Here is a 24732-nt window from a genome sequence, read left to right as displayed (position 1 = left end):
TGATCCGATCTCCTCGCCGGTGGGCGGGGGCGTGGCGCTCTCGCGACGCGCCCCCGCGCGGGGTCGGGCTCAGGCGGGCTGCTTCTCCGCGTCGGCGATGGTGTCCAGGTAGAGCTCCTCGAAGTACTGCGCGAGGATCGACTGGTGCTCGGCGAGGTACCGCTTGAACGCGACCACGTCGCCCTCGTCGCGCAGCAGGTGCCGCACGGCTGCCCACACCTCACCGGGGTGGTCGTCGTTGATGTCGGTGTGCGAGTGGCTAATCTGGCCGCCGATGTTGCCCTCGCCGACCGAGGCCATGAGCGCGTCGAGCTTCTTGGGCTCCAGCTTCACGTTCACGTACTCGACCAGGTAGGAGTAGGCCACCACGCCGAGCGGGCCCTCGTGGTCGAGCAGGTAGGAGAAGTAGCCCGCGAGGAGCTTGGTCGACAGGTAGGGCTCGGTGGCCATAAACTGCTCGCGCGTCACACCCACCTTGGCCAGGTCGTCGATGAACAGCTCGTCGTGCAGCATCTCCTCCTGCTCGTAGTTGGCCCACACCTGCGCCGCCAACGGGCTCTGCTTGGCGATCTCGACGAGCGCCTTGGCCTCGGCGACGCGCAGCAGCCGGATGCGCCACGCGGTCTCGACCAGGTTGCGCTTGTAGTAGGCCGAGTCGACTTTCTTGCCTTCGAGGTGGGCGGCCGCCGGGACGTTGGCGTACCACTCGACGACCTGCTGGTCGAGCAGCTGGTCCATCTCCGCGCGCAGTTCCGCCGAGGTGGTGGCGGTGAGGTAGGGGGTGCGGTCGCCATAGCCGACGTTGGTCACTCGGTTCACGGTGGTGTCACCTTTCTCGTGTTCGCTCGGACGTTCGTGCGAGCGGGTCAGTCCTCGGCCGCGGGGCGGATGGTCGCGTCGCCCCGCAACCTGCACTGGCAGGCAAGGCGGTAGTCGCCGCCGGTCCTGCCGAGGTCTTCCAGGAAGTCGACCTCGTCGTGGTCTGGATCGCCGAGGGACTCCAAGCCCTCCAGCACCTCGATGACGCAGGCGCCACAGGCGCCGGAGCGGCAGCCGAACGGGATGAGGCGCTGTCTGGTCTCATACTCGACCTCGGTGAGGGGGGAACCCGACGGCAGCAGGACCTCCACCCCCGTCGGGAGGATGGTCAGCTTCTCGACCTTCACCGCGTCGGGGTGGCGTCGTGGTCGGTGGAGTGCTCCGGCGCCAGCCTGAGGCCGGGGCGCAGTTCGGCGGCGACGTGGTTGGCCGCGGTCGCCGCGTCGCCGAAGCCGACCGCGATGAGCGGGACACGACCCTCGTAGGTGCAGATGTCGCTGATCGCGTAAACGCGCGGCAGGTTCGTCCGCATGGTCCGGTCGACGACGACCTGGCTGTTGCGCACCTCCAGGCCCCAGTCGCCGATCGGTCCGAGGTTCGTGATGAACCCCAGCGCCGCGACGACCGTCTGCGCGGGCAGGCGCAGTTCTCCGGCACCGGTCTGGACGCGCAACTCCTCCAGCCGCCCAGCGCCGTGGCAGGCGCTCACCCTGGCATCGGTGAGGACCCGGATGTTGGCCGCGTACATCTGCGTGACGCTGTGCTGGTGGGCGCGGAACGCCGAGCGCCGGTGCACGACGGCGACGGAGCGGGCGATCGGCGACAGGGCGATGGCCCAGTCGACCGCGCTGTCGCCGCCACCGACGACCACTACGTCCCGGTCGCGGTGCTCCTCCAGCCGCGGCACGTGGTAGGCCACGCCGCGCCTCTCGTAGGGCCGCAGGACGGGCAGCGTGCGCGGCACCGCGCGTCCGAGACCGGCCGCGATCACGACCGCTCCGGCGTGCACCCGCCCGCCGCCTTCGAGCCCGACGATCCAGCCCGAATCGCCACCGGTGGTCAGGGTGGCGGCCGTGCGGCCAAGGAGGAAGCGCGGGTCGAACGGTGCGACCTGGGCGAGCAGGTTCTCGACCAGCTCCCGACCGCGGACGGCCACGTGGCCCGCGATGTCGTGGATCCTGCGTTCCGGGTACAGGGCCGTGATCTGACCGCCCGGCTCGGGCAGCGCGTCGACCACGGCGCTGGTGAGCCCGCGGAAGCCCGCGCAATAGGCGGCGTACAGGCCGGCAGGCCCAGCGCCGACGATCGCCACGTCCGCGGTCGTGTCCACTTGATCGCCTCCTTGGTTCATCCTGAGCTCCAGGTCCGTTCAACGGTCGATATCGAGGTGGACAGCCCGATCGGCTTCGGTCATCAATGCATTCATTCGACTTCGCCGCGGATTCACATCCACGCGGCGGGGAAACAATTAGCCGACTGGGATTCTTCGGCCATGTCCCAATAGTTCACGAGTGCGGTCACACCGTCAAGGCGGGGAACCGGGATTCCGCCAGCGAGCGATTGTGCGGGAAAATCGGTGGCAGAATTCAGGGCATGGGCGATGACCCGGCTCGTCCGCGTGCGGCGTCCGTTCCCGCGCGTATGGCGGGTAGTTCGATCAACCCAGGGATCGGACGACCCGCAGCGCGCGGTCGACGTCCTCGGGGAAGTTGACGATCCCGGCCGACAAGCGCACGTGCGAGACCGCGTACGGCGTGGCGCTGGCGACGACCCCGTTGTCGCGGAAGATCTTCACCACCTCCATCGGCCGGTGGCCTCGGACGTCGAAGCAGACGATGCCCGCGGTCAGCTCGGGGTCGAGCGGCGTGTGGAGCGTGACGTGCTCCATCTCGTCCAAGCCTTCCTTGATGAGGCTGTTCATCTCGGCGATCCGGTCCTGGACGCGCTTGCGCCCGATCCGCTGGATGAACTCGAACGCCTCGGTGACGGCCCATTGGTGCTCGTAGGAGAAGAAGCCTCCGGGGCTCATCCAAGGACCCGCGGTCGGGCCCTCGGGTGCGCGGTGCTGCCGCCAGGCGTCGGCGGGCTCACGGACCATCAGGCTCGGGATCGTGGGCCGCAACAGCGCCCAGGCCTCCGGTTTGGCCCACAGGATCCCGGTCCCGCGCGGCCCGAGGATCCACTTGTGCGTGCCCGCCGAGAAGAAGTCGCAGCCCGTCGACGCGACGTCCTCATCCACCACGCCGAAGCCGTGGACGCCGTCCACCACGAACAGGACCCGGTCGGCCTCCTCACGATCACGGTTCACCTCCGCGAGCGCGGCCGCGATCTGCGCGATCGGCACCCGCACGCCCGTGCCCGAGTGGACCCAGGCCACGGAGAAGACGCGGGTGTTGGGGCGCACGGCCGCTCGGATCCGCGCGATCATCTCGTCCGCGGAGAAGTCCCGCGCCGACTCGTAGAGCGGGATCTCGCGCATGCTTGCGCCGTGCTTCTCGCAGGCCAGGCGCATCGCCTCGTAGTGCGGGTAGAACTCGTGCGTGGTCGTCAGCACCTCCTGCCCCCGTTCCAGGGTCACTCCGTTGTAGATCAGCGCCAACCCCATCGTGGTGCTGCTGGTGAGGGCGATCTCCTCGGGCCGCCCGCCGACGTACCGGGCGGCGGCGGCGCACGCGCCACGCCACAGCATGTCCTCGTCCCGCGCGAACATGTTGTCGTCGAGGAAGTTGTACGGATTCACGTCGAACGCGTCGCGGTACCGCGCGATGGCCTCGCGGACGGGGGCCGGATTCGAGGCAAAGTAGAAGTTCGACAGGTGTGCGAGGTCGGGGTCCAGTAAGAATTGCGCGCGGACAGAACGCCAATCGTCCGGCACGAAGGAGCGAGGCGCGAACTCCTGCGTCACACCATCCCCCCCGACCTCCGAGGTAGGCACGAAATCCGCCAGTTCCGAGTCGACCAGGCCAGCAGGCCGGGAAAAAGACATGATTGTTCCTCCGTGGCGTCCATACGAATAGATCACCCATCGCCAGAGTGGCGACGGCTGCGTTCCGCAACAATTGATTGCGGATTCATCAGGAACTCACTCGTGACGTTAATTGAATTCATTTCGCACTGTCAAGCATCCTTCATCCCACTAGGGAGGTGGAGCGCGAATCGCAGTACGGCACACCCCTGGCGTCGACCGGGGACATCACCGCCACGGCCTCAGCCGCAAGCGGCCTCCTTCACGGCTGCGGTTCCGACACGGCCCTCGCCCGCTCGGCGATCGGTGCCGGAAAAGCAGTCGGGCAGGACGGGAGTGGTCGACCGGCGCCCCTCGAGACGAGTCGACAATTCCTGCCAAGCGCGCACGCTCGCCTCCGCGAGCTTGGCCACGGAACTCACGCAGTGGGCGGGCAGGTCGACGACGAGGCGCTCGTACTCCCCCGAGCCCATCGAGGCCACCGCGAGGATGCTCAACAGCTGCCGACCGGACTGGGTGAGCCGCAACGAAGGGTCGGCGCGGAGCACGCGGAGCACCGCCTCCGCGTCGACGGGGTTCTCGCGGCGCCGTTCGACCTTGCGGCGCGGACTCGGGATCACCGGCCGGTCCTGGCGCAGCAACCGGTCCCGCACATCCCGCACGGTGCCAGGGGACACGCCGGCGATAGCGCTCACATCACGCAACGAGGAGGTCGGGTCCCGCTCCAGGATCTTCTTCGCGCACTCGCGGCCGGAAGCCGCGCTCAGAGGCCGAGTGCGTCCGTCGCGGCCCACCCTGGCCTGTCCTTCGGGCCAGTCGTCCTTCAGACGCAACGCGGCGATGGTCTTGTGCGACAACCCGGAGACCGACGCGATGGCCCGGTTCGACCACGCCGTGTGCACGCGCAGGATGCGCGCCGCGGCGACTTTCCGGTCGGCCAATGACAACGGCAGTCCGTGCCTCACGTTGAGCCGGACCGCCAGCATGAAGGCGCTCTCGTCGTCGCCGTCGAAGAAGCACGCTCGGATCTCCGGCTCGCCGCGCACCTGGGCGGCGCGCACCCGGTGCACGCCGTCGACCACCCGGTTCGTGCCCCGCTGGACGACGATCGGCGGCAGGTCGAGACCGGGTTCGGCCAGGGTCCGGATGTGCTCGTCGTCGACGCCGCCGGTGCGAGGGGTCCCAGAGAGGACGAGGACCGAGATGGGTATCCGCTCCACGCGAGCGTTCACGTCATCGCCGAACGTCCAGACCTCGTCGCCGTTCGGCGAATCCGTCCCGAATGTGCGGATCGCTCGGCTGCCCGCCACGCGCTCTCCCTCGAATTGCGGTTTGCGCAATTGCGCGTTCACAATCGGCCCGATGGTTGATCGCTCAACGGGCGCACGCTTCCGCAACTTTCCCGAGGCGACCACGTGCGACCTCCGCGAGCGGGGTGCGCTGCTGTGCAAGTGGGAGTTATCCCCAGTTGCACAGCGTTACCGACACTGTTTATCCGCCTTTGCAAACGACTACCAGGAGCGGCACCCTTGCTGGGAAAATTGCCAGTACCAGTGGGTTTGCCGCTCGCGAGACCTCTCCAAACCGTACAGCGGTGATCACTCCGCGTATATATTTCACTCATATAACGATCGTAGCACCCCGAGAAAAAGCGGAACTCCGCCAAACGGGGACGGACCCAGGACCATTCATTTGCACGCATTGGCAATTTACGAAGAATGAAAATTTGTTGCTCCACACGTCGTGGAGTTCGATTTTCCCGGTGCGCAAACGCCGACCAGGGAGGCACCTCAGCGATTTCCACGACAGGGCGGTTCGGCGAACGACAAGAGGCTCACCTCGCACGATGACAGGTACTGAGGGCCCCACACCTCCGGTCCAACCGGTAGTAGTATGCAACCGATCACCACGCTAGGCTCAAGGGTGGCAATATGCAACCGATCGAGAGTGAGCGCGCAGACGTGACGTCGTGCGACGCACCCGGACCGCAGGCGGGCCCGCCACCGAACGGGTGGTCGGATCCCCCGTGCCCGGTCGCGCGCGCGGTCAACCTCATCGGCGACCAGTGGATCCTGCTCATCCTCCGTGACGCGCTCGACGGCACGCGGATGTTCAACGCGTTCCAGCGCAACCTCGGCGTCGCCAAGAACATCCTGTCCGACCGACTGCGCAAGCTCGTCGAGCATGGTGTTCTCGTCCGTCGCACCGCCCCGTCGGGCAAGCGCCAGGAGTACGTTCTCACCGACTCGGGCCGTCAGCTGTTCACCGTGATCGTCGCCCTGCGCCAGTGGGGTGAGGCGCACGCCTTCGACGCTGGCGAACCCCGCTCGGTGCTCGTCGATAACAACACCGGCACCCCGGTCCCCGCCCTGCACCTGAAACGCGCCGACGGCGTCACCCTCGACGCGGGCAACACCCACGTCGAACGCGTCGAGTGACGACACCTCGGCAACTTGCACCGGTGCCCTGAGCTTGGGATTTAACCAAGTCGCAGGCTGGTTCGAGCACGTTTCGCCGTTCGGTGGACAGCCTGTCCCACTCTTGGTGATCATGTCCTTCTTGCTTGGGTCGGGGCAGGATCGACCGGCCCACGGCCGCGGAGGTGGATGCGCTGAACGTGGACGCCGACATGGAGGCGCTGTCGGTGCTGTCCGGGTTTCGTGACGGGTTCCACGAATGCCTGGACGCTCGTGCGGACACCTTGTTCGAACTGGCGGACTCGGTGATCTGTACCGACGGCCCGGTGACCTCGCTGGTCGAATTGTCCCTGACGCCGGTCTTCCGCCGCGGCCATGGCGCCCTCTACGACGCGCTCGCCGACGGCGCGCTCGACGAGGAACGGATCCGGGATCTGCCGGCCGAGCAACCTCCCGCCGACGCACCACTGATGTTCGGTATCGACGCGACCACCTACCCGCGACCCAACGCCGAATGCTCACCGGGCCGGGGTCTGCACTACGCGCCCTGCCGCTGCGACGGAGACCGGAAAGTGGTGCCGGGCTGGCAGTTCCAGTGGGTGACGGGACTGGAATGGGGCAGCTCGTCCTGGACGCTACCGGTCGACGTCCGACGGTTGCCACAGGCTTCGTGTCCGGTAACCGTTACAGCACAACAGATCCGCGACCTGACAACGCGGATGGCCTCACGGGCCGGGTCCATCGATCGACCGGTACCACTGTTCGTCCTGGACCAGGGTTACGCCGCGGCCGCGCTCACGCACGCCGTCGGTGACGCGGAGGTCCAACTACTGGTGCGCGTCTCCGGTGACCGGGTGTTCCACGACGGCCGTCCCGGTCCCCGCAAACCCGGACCCGGCCGCAACGGCGTGCACGGCAACCGTTTCGAGTTGGCAGCGGCGGAGCAGTCGCGCCGCCCTGATCAGTCCCTTGTCGTGCCGGACACCACCAAGTACGGCAGGGTCGAGGTCCGTGCTTGGCACGGGATGCACCAGAAGGTTCAGCGCACCGGGTATTTCGCGCGGATGCAGCCCGAGTTGTTCACCCGGCTGCCGGTCATCGAGGGCACACTGATCGAGGTCCGGGTGGAACGGTTGCCCGACGGACGCAAGCCGCACCGCACCATGTGGTTGTGGCACTCCGGTCCACAGGCGCCCGATCTGGACGTGTGCTGGCGCGCCTATCTGCGCCGCTTCGACATGGAACACACCTTCCGGTTCATGAAGTCCCAGATGGGATGGACCGCCGCGCGGGTCCGTCACCCCGAGCAGGCGATCCGCTGGACCTGGCTCCTGATCGCCGCCTACGTCCAACTCCGGCTCGCCCGAGACCTTACCGCCGACCTACGGCGCCCCTGGGAACGACGGACTCACCCTGGGAAACCCCTGACACCCCAGCGGGTCCGGCGCGCATTTCGTCATCTGCACCGCCAACTGGGCACTCCCGCCCGTCTGCCGAAAACCACCCACCCCGGTCCCGGACGCCCGCCTGGACGGTCGAACATCCCGGCACCACGCCACCTCATCGGCTCGGAAACACGCAAAACGGGTACACAGAAGTCAGGCGGAGCGAAGAAGAAAGGTTAAACCCCAAGCTTAGGCGTACTTCGCACCGGAGCGGGCCCCGGTGCCGATACCACCGTGCGTTCGTCAAGCCGAGACCGCCGTCCGGCAGCGGTCCAGCGCCGATGTGATGTCCTCGTCGTCTGGGGCCGATTCGGCGGCGACCAGCAAGTCGGCGAGGGCGTTGCCCCAGTGGGCCGCCGCCTCGTGCACCATCGCCCGGTTGAATCGGACTGCGGGGTCGTCGGGGGCGAGCAGCACCGCCCGGTCGAGGTCGGACAGCGCTGCCGCGTGATCACCGGCCTCGTGCTCGAGGGCGGCCCGGCCTGTCAGCGCGCCGACCAGGTCGTGGTCGAGCTTCAGCGCCCGGTCGAATGCCGCCATCGCGGCGGTACGGTCGCCGGTCTCGGCCAGGACTTGGGCGGTGACGACGTGCAAGTGGGTGTTGTCGGGGTCGACTGTGAGTCCGTGCTCCGCGTCGGCGCGGGCGGCGTTGAGGTCGCCTCGGTCGAGGTGGATACCCGCCCGGTTGACCATCGCATCGACCATGTCCGGATCGAGTTCCAGGACGTAGTCGAGCACGGCCAGCGCCGCGTCGATCTCATCGTGCTCGATCAGCAGTTCGGCACGGTTGTACTGGGCTTCGGGGAACGGCGGCCCGATGCGGATGGCGGTGTCGTAGTCGGCCAGCGCCTCGTCGTCCCGGCCGAGGGCGTGCAGCAGGTTGCCCCGGTCGATGTAGTAGTCGGGGTGGTTCGGATCGGTGGCGATCACCTGGTCCAGGCAGGCCAAGGCCTCCTCCGTGCGGCCGAGCTTGGTGAGTAGTTGAGACCGGTTGTGCACGAGTACGGATCGGTGCAGTGCGTGTGTGCCGGGTGCGATGGTCCGGTCCAGCCACGCGGCACCCTCGGTGACCAACCGCAGCGCCTCCTCCAGGTTGCCGAGGTGCATTTCCACCAGGGCCAGGCCGTTCTGGTGGAAGACGGTGTTGAACACGCTGGTGTCGCTGTCGTCCGCGAGCAGCCGGGAGAACGCGATGGCCTGCTTGATCAGGCCTTTGGCGCGTAAGTGGTCGCGGCGGTCGCGGTGCCGGGTGTAGATCATGGCCCTGGCGTAGGACGCCTGCATGTGTCCGCGCGGTGACTCGGTGGCCGCGATCAGCTCCTCGTAGATGATCTCGGCCTCATCCGCGCGGCGCAGCATCATCAGGGAGGTGGTCATCTTGGTGGTGAACACCCACCAGGTGTTGAACGACGCGACTGGGTCCACCAATGCCCTGCCGCGCAGTGAGATGTCGATCGTGGCGTGGTAGAAACCCATGTTGAGGCAGTGGTTGAGGGCTTTTTCAAGGGCTGCGAGCCCGGTTCCGTTCGGGTCGCTGCCGTGCTCCCTGTGGAACGCGACCGCGCCGAGGGTGGGTGCCTTCTCCCCCAGTGCGTCGAGGGCATCGGCGCGGTGGTCGTGAAGCTCGGACCGGGTGGCTGCGGGCAGCCCGAGGTAGGCATCGACCAACTCCGGCCAGTCGACCGTGCAGTCGCCCTCGACATAGCGGGTTGCGGCGGCGAGGCGGTCAAGTTGCAGGGCGGCGGGCGGTCCGATGGTCATGGCGATTTCGTCGGCGTGCTCGCTCAGCACTGAGGTCAGCGGTGCCCCGGGGTCCGTTCCGCTGTCGCAGACCACCACGGTCAGCAGCGCGGGATCGGTACGGCGTACGAGGGCGGCGAGGAATTCCAGATCCGTCTGGTCGGCATCGACGGTCCGCACCACCAGCGACCGAGGGCCGAGGTCCAGTTCGCGCAGCCGGGCGTGGACGAACTCCACCAAGCCGTGGCCGAGACGTTCGGTGCGCACGCCGGCGTAGAAGCGGGTGCGCTCGGCCGGGATCGCCAGCGAAGTCAGCGTCTCCCTCGGGGCAGACAGCTCGCCTCGCAGCTCTGGGGCGACCGACAGCAGCTCGATCTGGTGGCGTTCCAGCAGTGCGCCTGATGCCCCAGGGGCCAACACGAGTGCCAGCTGCCCGGCGGCGGTGAACGGTCCGCGTAGCCTGCGCGCCGTGCTCACCGGTGCCATGACCGGGTCCGGTAGTGGTGCGGGCAGGCCGTCGGAGAGCAGCGCGGGCAGTTCAACCGGGTCGACGTCCCGGGGGAACCGGACCCAGAGGTGTCGGAACATGGTTGCCTCCAGGCTATGGGCGGGAATGTGGTCGGACGGAGCGTTCGCGACGTGCGAGGACGCCGGCGAGGGCGAACTGGCCCAGGGTCAGCACGAGGAACAGCACACCGTCGATGACGCCAAGGACGCTGGCGCCGTCCTCGACGCGGGTCACAAGGAGCGCGACGGTGTAGATCGTCGTGGGTACGACGGCCAACACCACGCTGCCCAGCACGAACGCGTAACCCACGAGCACCAGCCAGCTGTACCACCGGGCGACCGCGCGATCGCGCGGATGCCAGTCGGAGTTGTCGACGGGATTGGCGGGCAGCAGGTGCACGCGGGCGAGGCGGGCACGCAGCATGGCCAGTGCGACCGTGTGCAGGTCGACACAGCCAAGCGCGGTGCACACCAGGTAGTACAGGTCGGTGCGCAGGAAGAAGTAGAACTGCCACACGAAGCGCATGAGGGTGTAGAACGCCAAGGCCAGGCAGGCGCGGCCGAGTAGACCGAGGTCACCGGTGGCCGGGTCACGCAGAATTGCGGCTACCAGCGTCAGGGCCGCCACGGACACTGCGTCCGCGAGCATGCCCGCGAGGATCGGAAGGTAGCGCTGCCTGCGCGGGACGGCGACCAGTCCGTCGAGAGATGTCTCGAACACCAGGAAGATGAGCCTGCGCCCGATCCGCAGTGACGAGGAAATGCCCAACCGCCGCCCCGCGAGGGCGTGGAAGGTCTCGTGCACGAGGATCAGCGGAATCTGCCCGAAGAACGCGAACAGCTGGACCACTACGAGCGACGACACGAAGAACACATTGGAATAGTGCGGAGCCACTTCGGGAACGATCACCATCACGATGATTCCGGCGACGATCACCGCCGAATAGAGCAACCAGGCAGCCGGAGAAAATACTGCGATGCCCAATCGTCGCCACCGGACGGCGACCGGCTCCGCAACCGTCTCACCGTCATGGACGATCATCCCGAATTCCCCGAGCACCTCCAGAAATTCGTCGATGTCGACGGCTTCCCCGTATTCGCGTTCGTACCAGATGACCGCGTCGCGGAGGGTACCGCCTTCGGTCATCCTGACCAGCAGGGCCGCTCCGTCGGCCGGGAATACGCCGAACTCGCCGGTATCCGCCCTGCCGATGGTCACCTCGCCATCCGGCCCGTCCTCCGCATGGAAGGTGAGCCGGTGCAGTGGCAGCGGACGGTCCAGGTCGAATCGGGTGGATGTCATGGCAACCTCACGGTCGGGAGGGTTCCCCAGGCACGTTGCCCGGGGAACCCGTGGTCAACCGGATCAACGGGTCCGGGTGGCTCAGCCGCCGCAGCAGCACGGGTCGGAGTAGCCGGCCGCAGCCGTGGTCAGCCGCACGGTGCCGGCCTTACGAACCTTGATCTTTTTCATGGGAACCTTCATGGGAACCTCCGACGTAGAGCGGGAATGTCTCGAAAAAATCTCGAGATCTCGAGCGTGAAGTGATGCGCAACGCGATATGGAACTCGGATTAATCCGACCGACGTGGACTTCGGTAAATGATCTGTACAAATTTCGGGTCCTTGATTCCAGCGCTGCCTGTCCCAGTTTTCAGCCGAAGAAGGCTTTTAGTCAATGGACCACCCGAGTGACAGAAAACGGCACGTAGAAACCTGGCGTTCATGATGGGTTAATGTTCCCCTGAACGGAGCATTGCGTTGTCACCTGGAAGCGGCCGCATCTCCATGACCTTGAATTCCACGGCTCCGATATTTGTATTACTTATGGCACGGGCGCTTCGGGGGGCTTCGGCTGAGCATGATGCTGCGTTGCGGCTGGCATGGCCAAGCTCGGCTCGGAACGTTGACCTGGTGCTTGATCAGCGGCTCGATCAACCGGTCGCGCGCGCCGAGCATCGTGGCGTGATCGAGGTGCTCGTCGATCCACCGCCGCAACCCGAACTTCAGCGCGCCAGCGCGCTCACGGTCGCCAAGACCGACCACGAGTACTGACCTTTCGGAGTCGGGGTCTGTCTCGAGTCCATTTCACCGATTTGGGTGATCATCGCTGGTCCACGTGTCGCCGTTGATCAGGCATGCGATATGGCGATGGTGGTGGGGTCGGCCCGCAGGGCCGGGCCCGTCACGCGCAAATACGTCGGCAGGCGGCCGTGATGTTCGCCGACGGGATGAGCGCGGTGCAGGTCGCTTCCGCGTTGGAGGTCTCCACGACATCGGCGTACACGTGGCGGCGGGCCTGGGCGGCCGGCGGGGAGCAAGCACTGGCGTCCAGGGGTGCGCCGGGTCCGGACAGTCGGTTGTCGCAGACCCAGGTGCGACGGCTGGTGGCGGTGTTGCGGAACGGTCCGGCGGCGGCCGGGTGGGTCGAGGATCAGCGGTGGACTCTGGCTCGGGTGCGGACGCTGATCGGCCGGATGTTCCACATCACGGTGGGGATCGCCACCGTGTGGCAGGTGCTGCACCGGGCCGGGTTCACCCCGCGGCAACCCGTCGCCCGCGCCGTCGAGCGCGACGAACACGCCATCGGGCATTGGCGGCGCTATCAATGGCCGGCGGTAAAGGGGTCGCGCGCAGGCTGGGCGCGTGGATCTGCTTCGCCGACGAGTCCGGCATCACGCCGGGACCGGCCAGGGCCCGTACCTGGGCCCCGCGTGGTATGACCCCCCGTCGTGGGCGTCGCCGGGCGCGGCGGTCGCACGTTGTCCGTCGCCGGGATCGCCGCCTACCGCTCGGGGCAACGCAGCCGACTGCTGTACCGGATCCCGGTCCACAAAGGACGCAAAGGTGAACCGAAAGGCTTTGGTGAGATCCACTTCGCCTCCCTGCTCGACAACGCCCACCAACGCCTGGCAGCGTCCTGATCTCGGGTGCGCAAGCCTGGGCGAACCAGGGAGGCAAAGCATGAACTCCGCCATCCACTTCGACAGCTACAGCGAAGGTCGGACCAACTTCAAGCAGCTACTCGACGCCGCTGAGGAAGGCCGTGTTGCCACGGTCAGTCGCGACGCGGCGAAGACCGCGGTCGTGGACGCTCGCCGCATGCGGCATTTCCTGGCCTCGGTGACACCATCACGAGCCCAGGTAGTCGCCGAGGCTGGCTGGTGGTCGGTGTTCATCCCAGGCCTGCCCGTCGCGGCGGACGCGGAACTGTTCGACGACGCCCTTGCGGACATGGTCACGGCACTACGCGAGTACGCCGAAGACTGGCAAGACCATCTGCGCGACGCTCCTAACCACAAGGAGAACTGGGGGCTCGTGCAGTTGATCGTATTGAGCAGCGACGAGCAACTGACGGCGTGGCTGGTGAGCGACACCCGATGACCTGGCCGGCACCCACGCGTTCCCTCCACGTCCGATTCTGCGAGACGGAGGGCTGGAAGGTCGTACGTGATGCGCAAGGTCGACCGGTCGGCCATCACGCGACCTGCGAACTGCACCTGTCGGATGGACGCATCCTGCTGAGGTTTCGCACTTTACGTGGTGATGTGGCTGGTTGATCTCGCGTAACACCGGGGGTGACGGCGGCGATGGCCGGACATGGGGGAAGCATCGGCGTTCCTTGTAACCGCCCGTCGCCGGGAGATTCGCCGATGCTTCCAATCCCCACCGTACCGTCTGGCCTGTCCCGCGTGCTCGAAGGACTGCGGGGCGTGTTCACCGCGCCGAGTTTCACCACCTTCACCTCCCTGATCACCGGCCTGCTGGGCGCCACCGGTTCCCGCACGGTGACCGGGATGTGGAGCGCGGCCGGGCTGGCCGGACGCTCCCATCACGCCCGCGCGCACCGGTTCTTCTCCCACGCCCGCTGGGACCCCGACTCACTCGGGTTGTTCCTGGTCCGGCTGGTGGTGGCCCGGTTCGTCCCTGCCGGGGCGGCCTTGCAGGTGGTGGTCGACGACACCCTGTTCCACCGCTACGGCACCAAAACCCACGGGGTGTCCTGGCAGCACGACGGCTCGGCCAAGGGCCGTGACGGGCTCGGACGCGGCAACTGCTTCGTGGTCGTCGGACTCGTCGTGGCGGTGCCGTTCCTCGCTCGGGCGGTCTGCCTGCCGGTCCTGTTCCGCTTGCACATCCCCCGATCCGGGGTGTCGAAGCCGGACGCGGCCCGTGCGCTGGTCGGGCTGCTTGCCCGCGCGTTCCCCGAACGCACCATCCACGTCACGGCCGATTCCGCCTACCGGGGACCGGCGTGGCGCACCCTGCCCGCCACCATCACCTTCACCGCCCGCCTGGCGGCCAACGCCGTGCTCTACGCCCTACCGCCCGCACCCACCGGCAAACGCGGCCATCCGGCATGGAAAGGACCGAGACTGGGCACCTGCGCGGATCTCGCCGCCACCGCCAAGTGGCGTGAGGTGTCGGTGACCCGCTACAGCAAGACCCAGACCGTGCACATGGCCACCATCGCCTGCCTGTGGTGGGGATCGTTGCACCGCACCCCGGTGACGGTGGTGCTGCTCAAGGAGACCGACTCGACCCTGCCCTACGACGTCGCCGTGGTGTCCACCGACACCGGTGCCTGCGCCGAGACGCTCGTGTCCCGCTACGCCGACCGGTGGTCGGTGGAACAGTCCATCAAGGACTCGAAAATCCTGATCGGGGCAGGGGACGCCGCCAACCGGCTTCCTCTCGCGGTGCAACGCAGCGTGCCCTTCGCGATGCTGGGCCTGACCGTCCTCGTGCTCTGGTACGCCGGGCACGGCACCGCCGAGACGGACCTGGCCGCCGCCCGCGCCCGCGCACCCTGGAACCGGAAGAAGACCCACGTGAGCGTCGACGACATGCTCATCGCCTTCCGACGAGCCCGAATTACCGCCATCGGCGCAGGCCAGGACACACTCGATCATTATCCCGCAGAAGCCGTGACCAGCGGTTCAGCCGCCGCATAACTGATCGCGGTAGGGACCGCCCTCGCGGGCGGCCCCCCGCGCAGATCCCAGCGTGCGCTGCTAACGCACTGGGCTCCTGCCTCGGGTTCTGGCATCAAAGCGCCTTTCAGGGAAAGGATGCTTCACGCGGGCGGGTGGTAGCCATCGAGTCTCGAGACGGCGCATCCGCGTCCAGTTGAGGCGAGTGCGTTGGCTGCGACGCCGGAGCGACCTGTGCCAATGCCTCCTCGCCTGGGTGCGAAAGGCCGCCACGGCGTCGGTGTTGCCGGGCACGGCGTAGTAGGCGAGATATCCGCGAATCACGCTTCCCAACCAACGCCCTTGTTCCGGGATGGGCAGGTGCCGACTTCGCCGGAGGTGGTCTTTGACCTCGACCAGCTTCGCCCGCATCCGTTTCGAGATGGTCTTGCGCTTCAGCCAGAACCGCCCGGTCCTCGTCTTCCCGCAGATGTGCGTGAAGCCAAGGAAGTCGAACGTCTCAGGCTTCCCGACACCCCGCGCCACACGGGCTCGGGCGGCGTGCCGACCGAACTCGATCAGCCGCGTCTTGTCGGGATGCAACCCCAAACCGAACCTCGCGAACCGCTCACGAAGATCAGCCAGGAATCGTTGCGCGTCCTCCTGAAACTCGAACCCCACAGTGGAGTCGTCCGCGAAACGCACGATGATCATGTCACCACGCGCGTAGCGGTTCCTCCACCACCGAGCCCACAGATCGAAGACGTAGTGGAGGTAGACGTTAGCGAGCAACGGCGACGCCGATGCCCCCTGCGGTGCTCCCTCCGAGGTCTCCGACATCTTCCCGTCCTCGACGACCCCCGCGCTCAACCACTTACGGATGAGCCGCAGGACCCGCTGATCCGCGATCCGGTGCTCAAGGAACCTCACCAACCAGCGATGATCAAGATTGGTGAAGAACTCGCGGATATCCGCGTCGAGCACCCAGTTCACCTTCTTCCGCGAGATCCCGACCACGAGCGCGTCCAACGCGTGATGCGGGCCGCGGCCCGGCCGGAAACCGTAGGAGAAACCCAGGAAGTCCACCTCGTAGACGGCGTTGAGCACCTCGACGACGGCTCGTTGGAGGATCTTGTCCTCCACCGTCGCGATACCGAGCGGTCGCTGCCGCCCGTCCGCTTTCGGGATGTACACCCGCCGTGACGGACTCGCCCGGTAAGCGCCGCTGTGCACCCGTGCGTGCAGGTCCCGGAGGTTCGCCTCCAAATCCTGCCCGTAGGCATCCCACGTCACCCCGTCCACCCCCGGCGCCGCCTGTGGGCGTATCGCCCAATAGGCGGCTCGAAGGCGATCCAGGTCGACGTGGTGCAGCAGCGCGGTGAACCGCGCGTCCTTGTTCCTTCGTGCTGCTTCGCGCACACGATCCAGCCCGTGTGGCACGCCTGGTCCGGCGCTGTGTCCGGGACGTGTCGGTCTGGTCGTATTCCCCTTGGCCAACCCCCTTTCCTCCACCACCTCCGCAACCGCGTCCACGGTCTTGTTCGGCGGCTTCGCAGGTACTACGGGGCTGTCAGACTTCCCACGCTCGTTCATCTCAGGCTTACCGCCTCAGCGTTCCCTGAACGGCCCGCCCGGCCATCACACCGGCGGGCGAGCGTGGGATCTCCCGGTTCTCGCGCATGGAGATTCCGTACATGCACAGGTTCTCCGACCGCGCGGGGTCCCCTGGCGACTCGCGCATAGCGCCACCAGCGATGTTGCCTTCCGCCCGTTTCGACGACGTCGGCACCCCGATCTCCTTGATTTCGCGGCTCAATAGCCCGGCCTGCACGTACCCCTGTCAACGCTTCGCCGTCGCCCTCACGGACGCCAACGCATGACTCGGGGCCACCGTGGATCGCTACTCCTTCGATGTAGGGCTCTTCCATCCCCTTCTCCATGCCGGTTTATCCCGGCGCTCCGAAACCTCAGGCTGCTGTCGATCTCGTGGTTGCGGATCCACTGTGCGCCGTCGAGGTCGAACAGGTCGATGGGACCGGTGAACACCTCGCTCTCGCCGTCCTGCCAGGTGACGCGGGCGTCGACCACAGTGTCGTGGCGTCCGTTGCGTTTGATGTTGAGATCACCGATCGACTCGGCGAACGGTTGCCCCATGCGCATCTCGAAGGCGATGGCCCGCAGGTGGTCGAAGTTCAGGTCGTACTTGCGAGAGAATTCGATGACCTCGGCGACCTGAGCCTCGACGATCCCCGGTACCTGATCGCGGAGGTAGGTGGCGACAGTCTCGGGTTCCGGGTAGGCGAATCGCATGTGGTAGTGAAAGCGGCCGGGGCGGTTGAGCATGAACTCGTTGACCCGGTTCAGGTGATTGACCGAGAGGACGTAGAGGCGCTTGGTCACGCTGAGTCCGTCGAACAGGGACAGGAACTGGGTCTGCGCTTCGTCTTCGGCGAAAACTTTCTCAAACTCGTCGAAAACGACGAGGACTTCGCCGAGGTTGTCCAAAAAGGACGCCAGCCCTGGGGTGGAGTGCTGGACGAGAATCGTCGGTAGCGTCAGTTGCTCGCGGGCTTTGTCGGCGAGCATCCGCAGCATGAGCGACTTGCCCATGCCCTTGTCGCCGGACAGGATCACGCCTAAGGATCGGTCCATGGCCTGGTAGGCACGCACGATGCGATCCACGCGTTGTGTGTGGGAGCCGTAGACGGTCTCCTCACCGGGCGCGAGCGGGGCGACCTGGCGAAGGCTGTATCCGGTCATGTTGGAGAAGTCGATGTCGTAGGTCGCCACCGGAAGCCGGTCGAAGGTCTGTACGGAGTCGTCGTAGAAGCGGAACTGGCCGCTGGACACGACGATGGTGGAAGCAGGCACGGATACTCCCTTTCGCAGGAAGTGGGTCGGTGTGTGGTGCAGCGACATCACCGCGTCCCGGTCTCCTCACTCCGCCGACTCGTCGTCGGAGGTCGGGGCCACGAGGTGGTGATTTGCGTGCTGGAGCCGGTCGGGCACCGGAGGGAGGCGGTGCCCGACCGGGTGGGCCGCTGCCGGGGGACGCAGCGACCCGGCCAGGTGGCTCAGAACGGCGGTTCGTCCGCCGGGGTGGTCAAGTTGATGGCGCGGCTCAGGATGTCCGCGACCTCGCGGTCGGCACAGTCGGTGCGAACCTTTTCCCGCTCGTGGCGAAGGAAGGCGCGGAGGTCGTGGAGCTTCCTGGCGTTGTCGGCGGCGCGGGCGAGGTCGACAGGTTCCCCGTTGACGTGGATGGACGGCGCCGGCCCGCCGCGCGGGATGTTGACCGTGATGGCGTGGCTGCGGTCGTGTGGGTCGTCGGGCTGCATTCGGTTCTCCTGGTTGGTGCCGCTGTGGACGTGCCGTGTGCGGCACGGCAGGCGGGGCCTGGCGGCGGAGGTTCCGGCTGGTGCGTCCCGGTGGCCCGCAGCGCAGCGAGGACCGTCACCGGGACGCACTCGGGCGGGTTCATCGCCGCGAACCCCGCCTGCCGTGCTGAACTGGGCGAGTCCCTGCGGCGCCGATCAGGAGCGGCCGTTCAGCCTTCGTGCCGGGCACGAGGCATGTCGGTGTCGGCAACGTCGTCGGCGAGCAGGCGCTCGATGTCGCGAACGGCGTCCAGAACGCGCGTGGAGCGCTTGGCGTCTACGGCGAGGTCGATGGTTTCCTGGCGCATCCGATTCGCTTTTCGGGTCCAGTCGGGCTCGGTGAGGGAGTCGGCGACTCCCAGCACGACCTTGTAGCCCAGTCCCCAGAGGACCGCGTTGACGGCGAACCCGGCGATCGCCAGTGCGTCGATGTCGTTGCCGTACCACTCGTAGTCGGCGAGGTTCGCGCCCCGGCGCCGGAGTGACTCGGCCGTGGCACGAAGCAAGCCGCCGGTGCCGCAAGCCGGGTCGTGGATCTCCGATCCAGCAGACGTGTCGTTCGAGGTGAGGTCGGCCATCAGGGCCGGACCGGAGAGGCGGGACAGAATGTCGGCGACATCGGATGGGGTGTAGTACTGACCGCGGCCTTGCAGTGCGGACTTGGGCCGCAGCAGGGTCAGCACCAGGCCCAGCAGGTCGACGTCGTGTCGGTTCTCGGTTCCGGTCAAGCCGAGCAGGTCGATGCCCAACACGCGGTCGGCCACGTGTTTGGCCGCGCGCAGGTTCTCCGGTGACATCGGGCGGTCGTGGTCGAACCAGGGTTCCAGCAGTGGGTAGACCGGGTTGAGCAGGTCCGGACGGGTCCGGACGAACACCGTCCAGATCCTGCGGATGGAGTCGGCGAACTCGTCGGCGCCGAGCGTGATCAGCTCGGTGGCGATGCTGTGCCGTGCACCGTGTGGCGGGTTGATCAGCGACAGGGCTGCGAGGACGGACAGTGGTATCGCCGGGTCTGCGCTGCCGTGCGCGTTGAACCAGGCTTCGGTGGCGTACTCGGCGATCTTGAGGGCGTGCTCGTGAGGTCTGTCCGAGGCGGGGCTGATTCGAGCGGCAGTCGTGGACATGGTGGTCTCCGTGCGGTGGGGTACGTGAACGACGCCGGAGCGAGCGGACCGCGCCGGCGTGGAACGGCGGTGGCGTCGAGCAGGCATCGCGGGCCCGGCCTGCTGTGCTGGGCGGCTCAAGCACCGGGCGGCGCGATTCCGCTACCACGGGCCAGGGGCTCGGCCGCGGAGGACGCGGCCGGGCCCCTGGAGGGTCACCGCTGGAAGGCGGCGGCGACGGTGAGTGCCTTGAGGGCGCTGCGCTCCATGTCGTAGGCCGCGTCCGCGTCGGACAGGACCTGGGCGGCGCTGGTCACCGCGTGCAGGACGCCCCCGGCGGAGGGGTCCGCGCCACGGGTGAAGTGGGCGAAGATCACGTCCTGCTCGGTCTTGGTGTAGCCGACGACCTTGCCCACGTGCTCGATGGTGGCCTTGGGGTCGATGACCTGGACTTCGGCGCGGCGGGCGAGTTCGTCGAGCTTGCGGGCCATGTAGGGCAGGTCCAGAAAGGTGCGTGCGGCGTCGCGGGTCCTGGCCGTGGCCGTCTCCAGCTCCTTGCGGATGGTGTCGACGCTGTAGCGGACGACGCCGTGATCGAGCTTGGCTCCGGTGTGGATGGTGCGCAGGGCGTCCTCGGTGATCGTCAGACCGTTGTCGCACACCTGCACGCGCAGCTTCGGGGTGATCGTGGAGGCGCCGAAGCTCAGCTCGGAGTTGGTCACCTCGAATCCGGCGGCTACCACGGGGTTGTCGCGACCGAACTGGCCGTTGAACGGCGACCGGTAGAACTCCAGCAGGTGGGGTGCCTCGGCGGTGATGGTCGGCGCGAAGACCCGCAGGTACATGCGGCGTTCGGTCAGTTCGCCGCTGATCTCGACGTCCGCCGCGCGGTCGGCGATGCCGTCGAGTACCGCGGTCAGTAGCGGCAGGTTGTCGCGGAAGGCGTAGGAGTCCGACAGCAGGGCGCGTGCCAGGCCCTGGTCCTCGTTGTCGCGTGGGCTGAAGGTCCTGACCAGGAACGGCTTGTTGGGCTCCTGGGCGAGCCAGGCGTTGACGTTGTCGGCGAACAGCGACAGCATCCCGTGCTGGCGCAGCCGGGTGATGTAGATCGCCGGGACGCCCAGCTTGCCTGCGATGCCGGCGTCGAATGGCCTGGACAGGTCGAACAGGGTGGTGGGGTCGACGCCGTTGACGCTCAGGCGCGGCTGGTCGACTTCGAGGTGGCCTTCGGGGGTGATGCGCATCTTGTGCGCGGGAATGACCATGTCCTGCTGACGGGCTTGCTGCTCACGCAACTGCTGGAGCAGTTCGTCCAGGGACAGCTGCGGACGGCGGGTGAACGGCGTGGTCATCTCGGTGGTGGTCATCGTGGTGACGGCTCCTTCACGGATCGCGGCCACCCGACCGGCAGTGTGAGGCTGCGGTGTGTTCCGGCCGGGTGCTGACGCCCCGCCTGCGGGTGGGGCGCGGCTCGGTCGGACCGCCGAGGCCGGTCGGTCGGGGCTCGCCGCTGGTCCGTCCGGGTGGGATCGCGCAGCGACCCCGTAGGGGCTTGTCTCCCCGGACGGGTCGGCGGGCGGGCATCGGGCGCAGCCGGCACGGCGGTCCAGAGTGCGCAGCCGCCACCCGTGCGGGCGTCGTGCCCGACAGGCCTTGCCAGCGACTGAGACTGAGCACCCGAGTTGGCCAGTTGAGCGTGGTAGTTGGCCAGCCCGACGCTCGGCCGCCGTCGGTGCCGTCTCGCAGGCGAGAACGGCCGAAACGCACACAACGCGACAAGAGCGGATAATCAACAGATGGCTGACCGTCCTGTTGTATCGGTGCTTGTTCGCGTGAACCGCCTCGCAGGGGCGCCAAGACGTTGACCAGTTTCTGGTGAGCAGGAGGGCATCGAGTGACGTTGACATCGGCACCCGAGGTCAGGTGACGCACCAGCTCGTTGTCGGACGGGTGCGTTCTGGGATGATGTGCGTTCATGGCGAAGAAGCGGCGCTGGCGGTCACCCAGCAGGGGCGTGCTGCTGGGCGGACTTAGCCTGCTACTGACCGGCCTGCTGGCAGTTGTAATCAACTTCGCTACTGCGGCTGTGCCGCCGAGGTTCGCCCAGTGGACCGACGATCCGGTGTTGATGTGGGGCGCGGTTGGACTGCTGCTCGTCTTGATGATCGTCATCGGCGCCGTCATCCAATGGCGGGCTGCGGGGGAACCTGTTGCGGAGTCGGTAGTAGGGCCAGCCGAGCTCGCACCGGTACACAACCTTCCGCCGCGAAACCCGGCGTTCGTTGGTCGTAACTCCACGTTCGAGCGCATCGAGGCGGAGTTCACCGGCGGTCCGGTCGCGGTGGTCGCGATGCATGGTTTGGGCGGGGTGGGCAAGTCGGCCATCGCGCTCGAACTCGCCCATCGTGGCCACGTATCCGGCCGGTACTCGATCGTCTGGTGGATCCGGGCGGAGGCGGAGTCCACGCTGGTGGAGGACCTCGGTCGGCTCGCACCGACGTTGGGGTTGAAGCCCGTGCGCGACCAGGCCCGGACCATGCGGGAGGTGCGGGCAGCGCTGCAGGGTCGGGCGGATTGGTTGATCGTGTTCGACAACGTCTCGAAGCCCGAGGATGTGCGCCCCTGGCTGGTCGGCGGCCCTGGGGCCACACTGATCACCAGCCGATTCCGTGGCTGGGAGGCGACAGCAGTCCAGGTCGATCTCGACCTGTTCACCCGGGAGGAATCGCTAGCGTATCTGGCGCGAGCGATCCACCGGTACCGCGTGGACACGGCTGGCGAGCTCGCGTGGACACTCGGCGACCTGCCGCTGGCGCTCGCGCAGGCTGCCGCCTATCTGGACCTGTATGACCTGCCGATCGAAAGCTATCTGGTGCTGTACCAGGATAGTGAGGCGGCCGGGCGGCTGCTGGCCCAACGGGTCGACGGGTATCCCGCGAGCGTCGCCACGACATGGTTGCTGCACCACGAGCACTTGGCGACCGAGGAACCTGCGGCGTTGGAGTTGCTGCGGCTGTGCGCGTTCCTGGATCCGGAGGACGTCGACCTGGACCTGCTGCTGTCGGAGAGCGAACACCTGCCTGCCGAGCTGGCGGCCGCGGTCGGTGTCTTCGACCGGGAACGGGTGGTCGGCAGCCTCGTACGGACGAGTCTGGTGGCGCGCGGTGACGAGCAGCACCGGATCCGAGTGCACCGGTTGGTGGCGCAGGTGACGCGGTTGCAGCTGGGGGCCGACGTGCGAACGTGGGCTCAGCAGGCCGTCGCGCTGGTGAACGCGCTGTTCCCGCCGTTCCCAGGCGATCCGGGACAGTGGACGAAGTGTGCGGAACTGGCGGCTCACGCCAGCGCGGTGATCGAGCACGCAGAGGGTCTGGGGGCATCGGACGCACAGGCGAAGGCGTTGCTGGCCCGGCTGGGGGTGTACCTGCAAAGCCAGGTCACCGGGGGTCCTTCGCAGGTGCGTTCCGCCTACTCACGGCAGATCGAGCGCATCGCGCCAAACATGCTGACTGGACGCGATCACGAACTGGCGACGCTGGCAGCGTTCAGCACAAGCGACGACGAACCCGGCTATCTCTGGCTGCGGGCGGGACCGTGGTCAGGGAAGACGGCATTGCTATCGTGGTTCGCGCTGCACCCGCCCGAGCGGGTGACCGTGGTGTCATTCTTCGTTACAGGGCGGTTTGCAGGCCAGGCAGACCGGGCGGCGTTCGTGAACACCGTGCTGGAACAGCTGTTGACGATCACGGGCCTGCCGTTCCCGGTGCATCCGACCGCGGCCCTTCGGGAGGCCGCACTGCTGAGTCTTCTCGACGAGGTGGCGACGGCCTGTCGCGCACGGAGCGAGCACCTGCTTCTGATCGTCGACGGCATGGACGAGGACCGCGGGCTGGACGGCAGCATCGCCGCGCTGCTGCCTACACACACGCCGCCGGGGTTGCGGATCGTGGTGACCGCGCGGCCGAACCCACCATTGCCCGCAGACCTTCCCGCGGAACACCCCTTACGGACCGTCGAGGTCGTGCAGTCGCTGCCGCCCAGCGCACACGCACGGGCCATGAGGGCAGACGTGGAACAGGAACTGAAGCAACTGCTGAACGGGTCGGAGAAGGAACACGATCTGCTCGGCCTGCTCGCCGCTGCGCGTAGCGGCTTGACGACAACCGATCTCGCCGAGCTGACCGGCTTGGGCGACGCCACACTTTCCGACCTGCTCTCGAGCAACGAGCGGAGTCTGGTGCGTCGCAGGCGTGGCGAGACGTACGTGTACCTGCTTGGGCATGAGGTGCTGCAGAGTTGGGCATCAGAGCTGCTGGGAGCGCGTCTGGAGAACTACCGGCGTCGGCTGTGGACGTGGGCGAGAGGCTACGGGGAGCGCGGGTGGCCCGAGGAAACGCCCGAGTACCTGCTGATCGGCTTTCCATCGGCTCTCTTGGCGGCTGGACATGCCGTGCGGTTAGTCCACTACGTCACCGATGCGTCACGGCACGATCGGATGCGGCGACAGTTCGGGGATGATTCGGCTGCGCTCGCCGAGGTGGATGCGGCATTGGTCGCCGTTTCGGACGACAAAGACCTGGTCGCGTTGCTCGCAGCTCGACGGGCGACCCTGACGACAAGCGGACTTCGCCAGCGGCTCGACGACATGCTGCGTCGACTGCGGACACGAGCGAAACGGGCCTCCGGTGTCCGGTGATGATCCAGCGACCTGGGCATCACCCCCGGCAGCACCCTTCGTCAACAACGCCAGATCATCCTGACAGCCGAAGCGGCTCTGGAGACCTCAAATCGACATCCGCAACTCGGCATGACAGTGCGATGGGATGGAGGAACGTCCAGGCCAGCTTGGCGGCAGGCTGGCCAATAAGCATGATCAACTGGCCAACTCGGACGCTCAGTCACAGCGACACTGGCCCGCCTAGCCAGAAGATGATGCCGTACATCGAGCTGTCGACTGCATCTGCGCCTGACAGAGATCGCCGGAATCGACTCAAGCGCGAATACCAGCCGGTGCTGTTCCGATGTCTGCAGCTCGATACAGCGGCCTGGCATGCGCGGGCGGGTTGACGACGGCCTGGTGTTCGTCGCTGTGCTGCCTTACCGCGGTCTGTGGTCGAGCTGCTCCAACTCGGCGCGGTGCAGCGTCCTGTGCCCCCAGGGTCCGTGGCGACGGCAGTGAACTTCATGGTGTTCGCGCTCGGACACCAGCGCTCGGCGGCCAACCTGTGTCCAGCTCCAGTTCGTCATCCGCAAGTGGTTGACCATGTCCACCTTCGGCTTGGCCGTCGTGCTCGACCCCTGGTTCTTCGAGCGGCTGTCTGCGTGGCGGTCCGACACCCGCAGCCCTGGTGTTCGCAGAAAGAGATTTTGACCGGCTCTAACGACCTCGTGCATGGTTGCACCGACGGCCTGAGGTGATCTTGATGCGGGTCGTGCCGCGGTTCTG

Annotated in this window: 20 protein-coding genes; 8 read left to right on the top strand and 12 right to left on the bottom strand. The window is 67.1% G+C overall.

What is annotated here, in order from left to right; translation table 11 throughout:
* Positions 1-69 precede the first annotated feature (69 nt).
* From RM788_RS44280 to RM788_RS44260, 5 genes are all read right to left on the bottom strand, one after another.
* A complete protein-coding gene (locus RM788_RS44280) occupies positions 70-819 on the bottom strand; it encodes a hypothetical protein (protein WP_315926597.1) in 750 nt (249 codons plus the stop codon).
* A gap of 47 nt (positions 820-866) precedes the next feature.
* The gene (locus RM788_RS44275; RefSeq protein WP_315926595.1) at positions 867-1166 is read right to left on the bottom strand and encodes a 2Fe-2S iron-sulfur cluster-binding protein; all 300 of its coding nucleotides are present in this window, start codon (positions 1164-1166) and stop codon (positions 867-869) included.
* On the bottom strand, positions 1163-2149 hold the full coding sequence (locus RM788_RS44270) for an NAD(P)/FAD-dependent oxidoreductase (RefSeq protein WP_315926593.1): 987 nt from the start codon (positions 2147-2149) through the stop codon (positions 1163-1165). The genes RM788_RS44275 and RM788_RS44270 overlap by 4 nt, the downstream gene beginning before the upstream one ends.
* A 327-nt stretch (positions 2150-2476) precedes the next feature.
* Entirely contained in the window at positions 2477-3724 is a 1248-nt protein-coding gene (locus tag RM788_RS44265) for an aminotransferase class V-fold PLP-dependent enzyme (RefSeq protein ID WP_315926591.1), read from the bottom strand.
* A gap of 302 nt (positions 3725-4026) precedes the next feature.
* The gene (locus RM788_RS44260) at positions 4027-5199 is read right to left on the bottom strand and encodes a ParB/RepB/Spo0J family partition protein (protein WP_315926589.1); all 1173 of its coding nucleotides are present in this window, start codon (positions 5197-5199) and stop codon (positions 4027-4029) included.
* 516 nt (positions 5200-5715) lie between these two features.
* On the opposite strand from RM788_RS44260, the gene RM788_RS44255 reads away from it, so the two are divergent.
* Positions 5716-6222: a winged helix-turn-helix transcriptional regulator gene (locus tag RM788_RS44255; RefSeq protein ID WP_315926587.1), complete on the top strand. Its 507-nt coding sequence runs from the start codon at positions 5716-5718 to the stop codon at positions 6220-6222.
* Between the two features lie 164 nt (positions 6223-6386).
* A complete protein-coding gene (locus RM788_RS44250; RefSeq protein WP_315926585.1) occupies positions 6387-7826 on the top strand; it encodes an NF041680 family putative transposase in 1440 nt (479 codons plus the stop codon).
* Between the two features lie 63 nt (positions 7827-7889).
* On the opposite strand, the gene RM788_RS44245 is transcribed toward RM788_RS44250, so the two are convergent.
* Both RM788_RS44245 and RM788_RS44240 read right to left on the bottom strand, forming a co-directional pair.
* Positions 7890-9974 (bottom strand): tetratricopeptide repeat protein, encoded by a 2085-nt coding sequence (locus RM788_RS44245; protein ID WP_315926583.1) that lies wholly within the window; start codon positions 9972-9974, stop codon positions 7890-7892.
* 13 nt (positions 9975-9987) lie between these two features.
* A complete protein-coding gene (locus RM788_RS44240) occupies positions 9988-11196 on the bottom strand; it encodes a hypothetical protein (protein WP_315926581.1) in 1209 nt (402 codons plus the stop codon).
* Positions 11197-11807: 611 nt separating this feature from the next.
* Between RM788_RS44240 and RM788_RS44235 the strand changes: the two genes are divergently transcribed.
* From RM788_RS44235 to RM788_RS44220, 5 genes are all read left to right on the top strand, one after another.
* Positions 11808-11948 carry a hypothetical protein gene (locus tag RM788_RS44235; RefSeq protein WP_315926579.1) on the top strand — a complete coding sequence of 47 codons (141 nt, stop codon included), beginning with the start codon at positions 11808-11810 and terminating at the stop codon, positions 11946-11948.
* A gap of 83 nt (positions 11949-12031) precedes the next feature.
* Complete coding sequence (locus RM788_RS53205; RefSeq protein ID WP_399341992.1) at positions 12032-12616, top strand: winged helix-turn-helix domain-containing protein; 585 nt, start codon at positions 12032-12034, stop codon at positions 12614-12616.
* Positions 12617-12625: 9 nt separating this feature from the next.
* On the top strand, positions 12626-12817 hold the full coding sequence (locus tag RM788_RS44230) for a hypothetical protein (RefSeq protein WP_315926577.1): 192 nt from the start codon (positions 12626-12628) through the stop codon (positions 12815-12817).
* Between the two features lie 40 nt (positions 12818-12857).
* Positions 12858-13277, top strand: coding sequence for a prevent-host-death protein (locus tag RM788_RS44225; protein WP_315926575.1), 420 nt, complete (start codon positions 12858-12860; stop codon positions 13275-13277).
* Positions 13278-13585: 308 nt separating this feature from the next.
* Positions 13586-14848 (top strand): IS701 family transposase, encoded by a 1263-nt coding sequence (locus tag RM788_RS44220; RefSeq protein WP_315926573.1) that lies wholly within the window; start codon positions 13586-13588, stop codon positions 14846-14848.
* A 60-nt stretch (positions 14849-14908) separates the two neighbouring features.
* Here the strand turns inward: RM788_RS44220 and ltrA are convergent, their stop codons facing one another.
* From ltrA to RM788_RS44195, 5 genes are all read right to left on the bottom strand, one after another.
* Positions 14909-16225: a group II intron reverse transcriptase/maturase gene (ltrA, locus tag RM788_RS44215; protein ID WP_315925865.1), complete on the bottom strand. Its 1317-nt coding sequence runs from the start codon at positions 16223-16225 to the stop codon at positions 14909-14911.
* A 441-nt stretch (positions 16226-16666) separates the two neighbouring features.
* Positions 16667-17677 carry an AAA family ATPase gene (locus RM788_RS44210; RefSeq protein WP_315926571.1) on the bottom strand — a complete coding sequence of 337 codons (1011 nt, stop codon included), beginning with the start codon at positions 17675-17677 and terminating at the stop codon, positions 16667-16669.
* Between the two features lie 203 nt (positions 17678-17880).
* The gene (locus RM788_RS44205; RefSeq protein ID WP_315926569.1) at positions 17881-18144 is read right to left on the bottom strand and encodes a hypothetical protein; all 264 of its coding nucleotides are present in this window, start codon (positions 18142-18144) and stop codon (positions 17881-17883) included.
* A gap of 209 nt (positions 18145-18353) precedes the next feature.
* Positions 18354-19307, bottom strand: coding sequence for an N-6 DNA methylase (locus tag RM788_RS44200; RefSeq protein WP_315926567.1), 954 nt, complete (start codon positions 19305-19307; stop codon positions 18354-18356).
* Between the two features lie 194 nt (positions 19308-19501).
* Positions 19502-20653, bottom strand: coding sequence for a DUF932 domain-containing protein (locus tag RM788_RS44195; RefSeq protein WP_315926565.1), 1152 nt, complete (start codon positions 20651-20653; stop codon positions 19502-19504).
* 608 nt (positions 20654-21261) lie between these two features.
* Here RM788_RS44195 and RM788_RS44190 point away from each other — a divergent pair.
* The gene (locus RM788_RS44190) at positions 21262-23982 is read left to right on the top strand and encodes a DUF7779 domain-containing protein (protein WP_315926563.1); all 2721 of its coding nucleotides are present in this window, start codon (positions 21262-21264) and stop codon (positions 23980-23982) included.
* The last annotated feature ends 750 nt before the right edge of the window (positions 23983-24732 follow it).

Source organism: Umezawaea sp. Da 62-37 (assembly GCF_032460545.1).
Classification (GTDB): Bacteria; Actinomycetota; Actinomycetes; order Mycobacteriales; family Pseudonocardiaceae; genus Umezawaea.
Note: the sequence above shows the minus strand (reverse complement) of the source record. Positions and strands in the feature narration are given on the sequence as shown.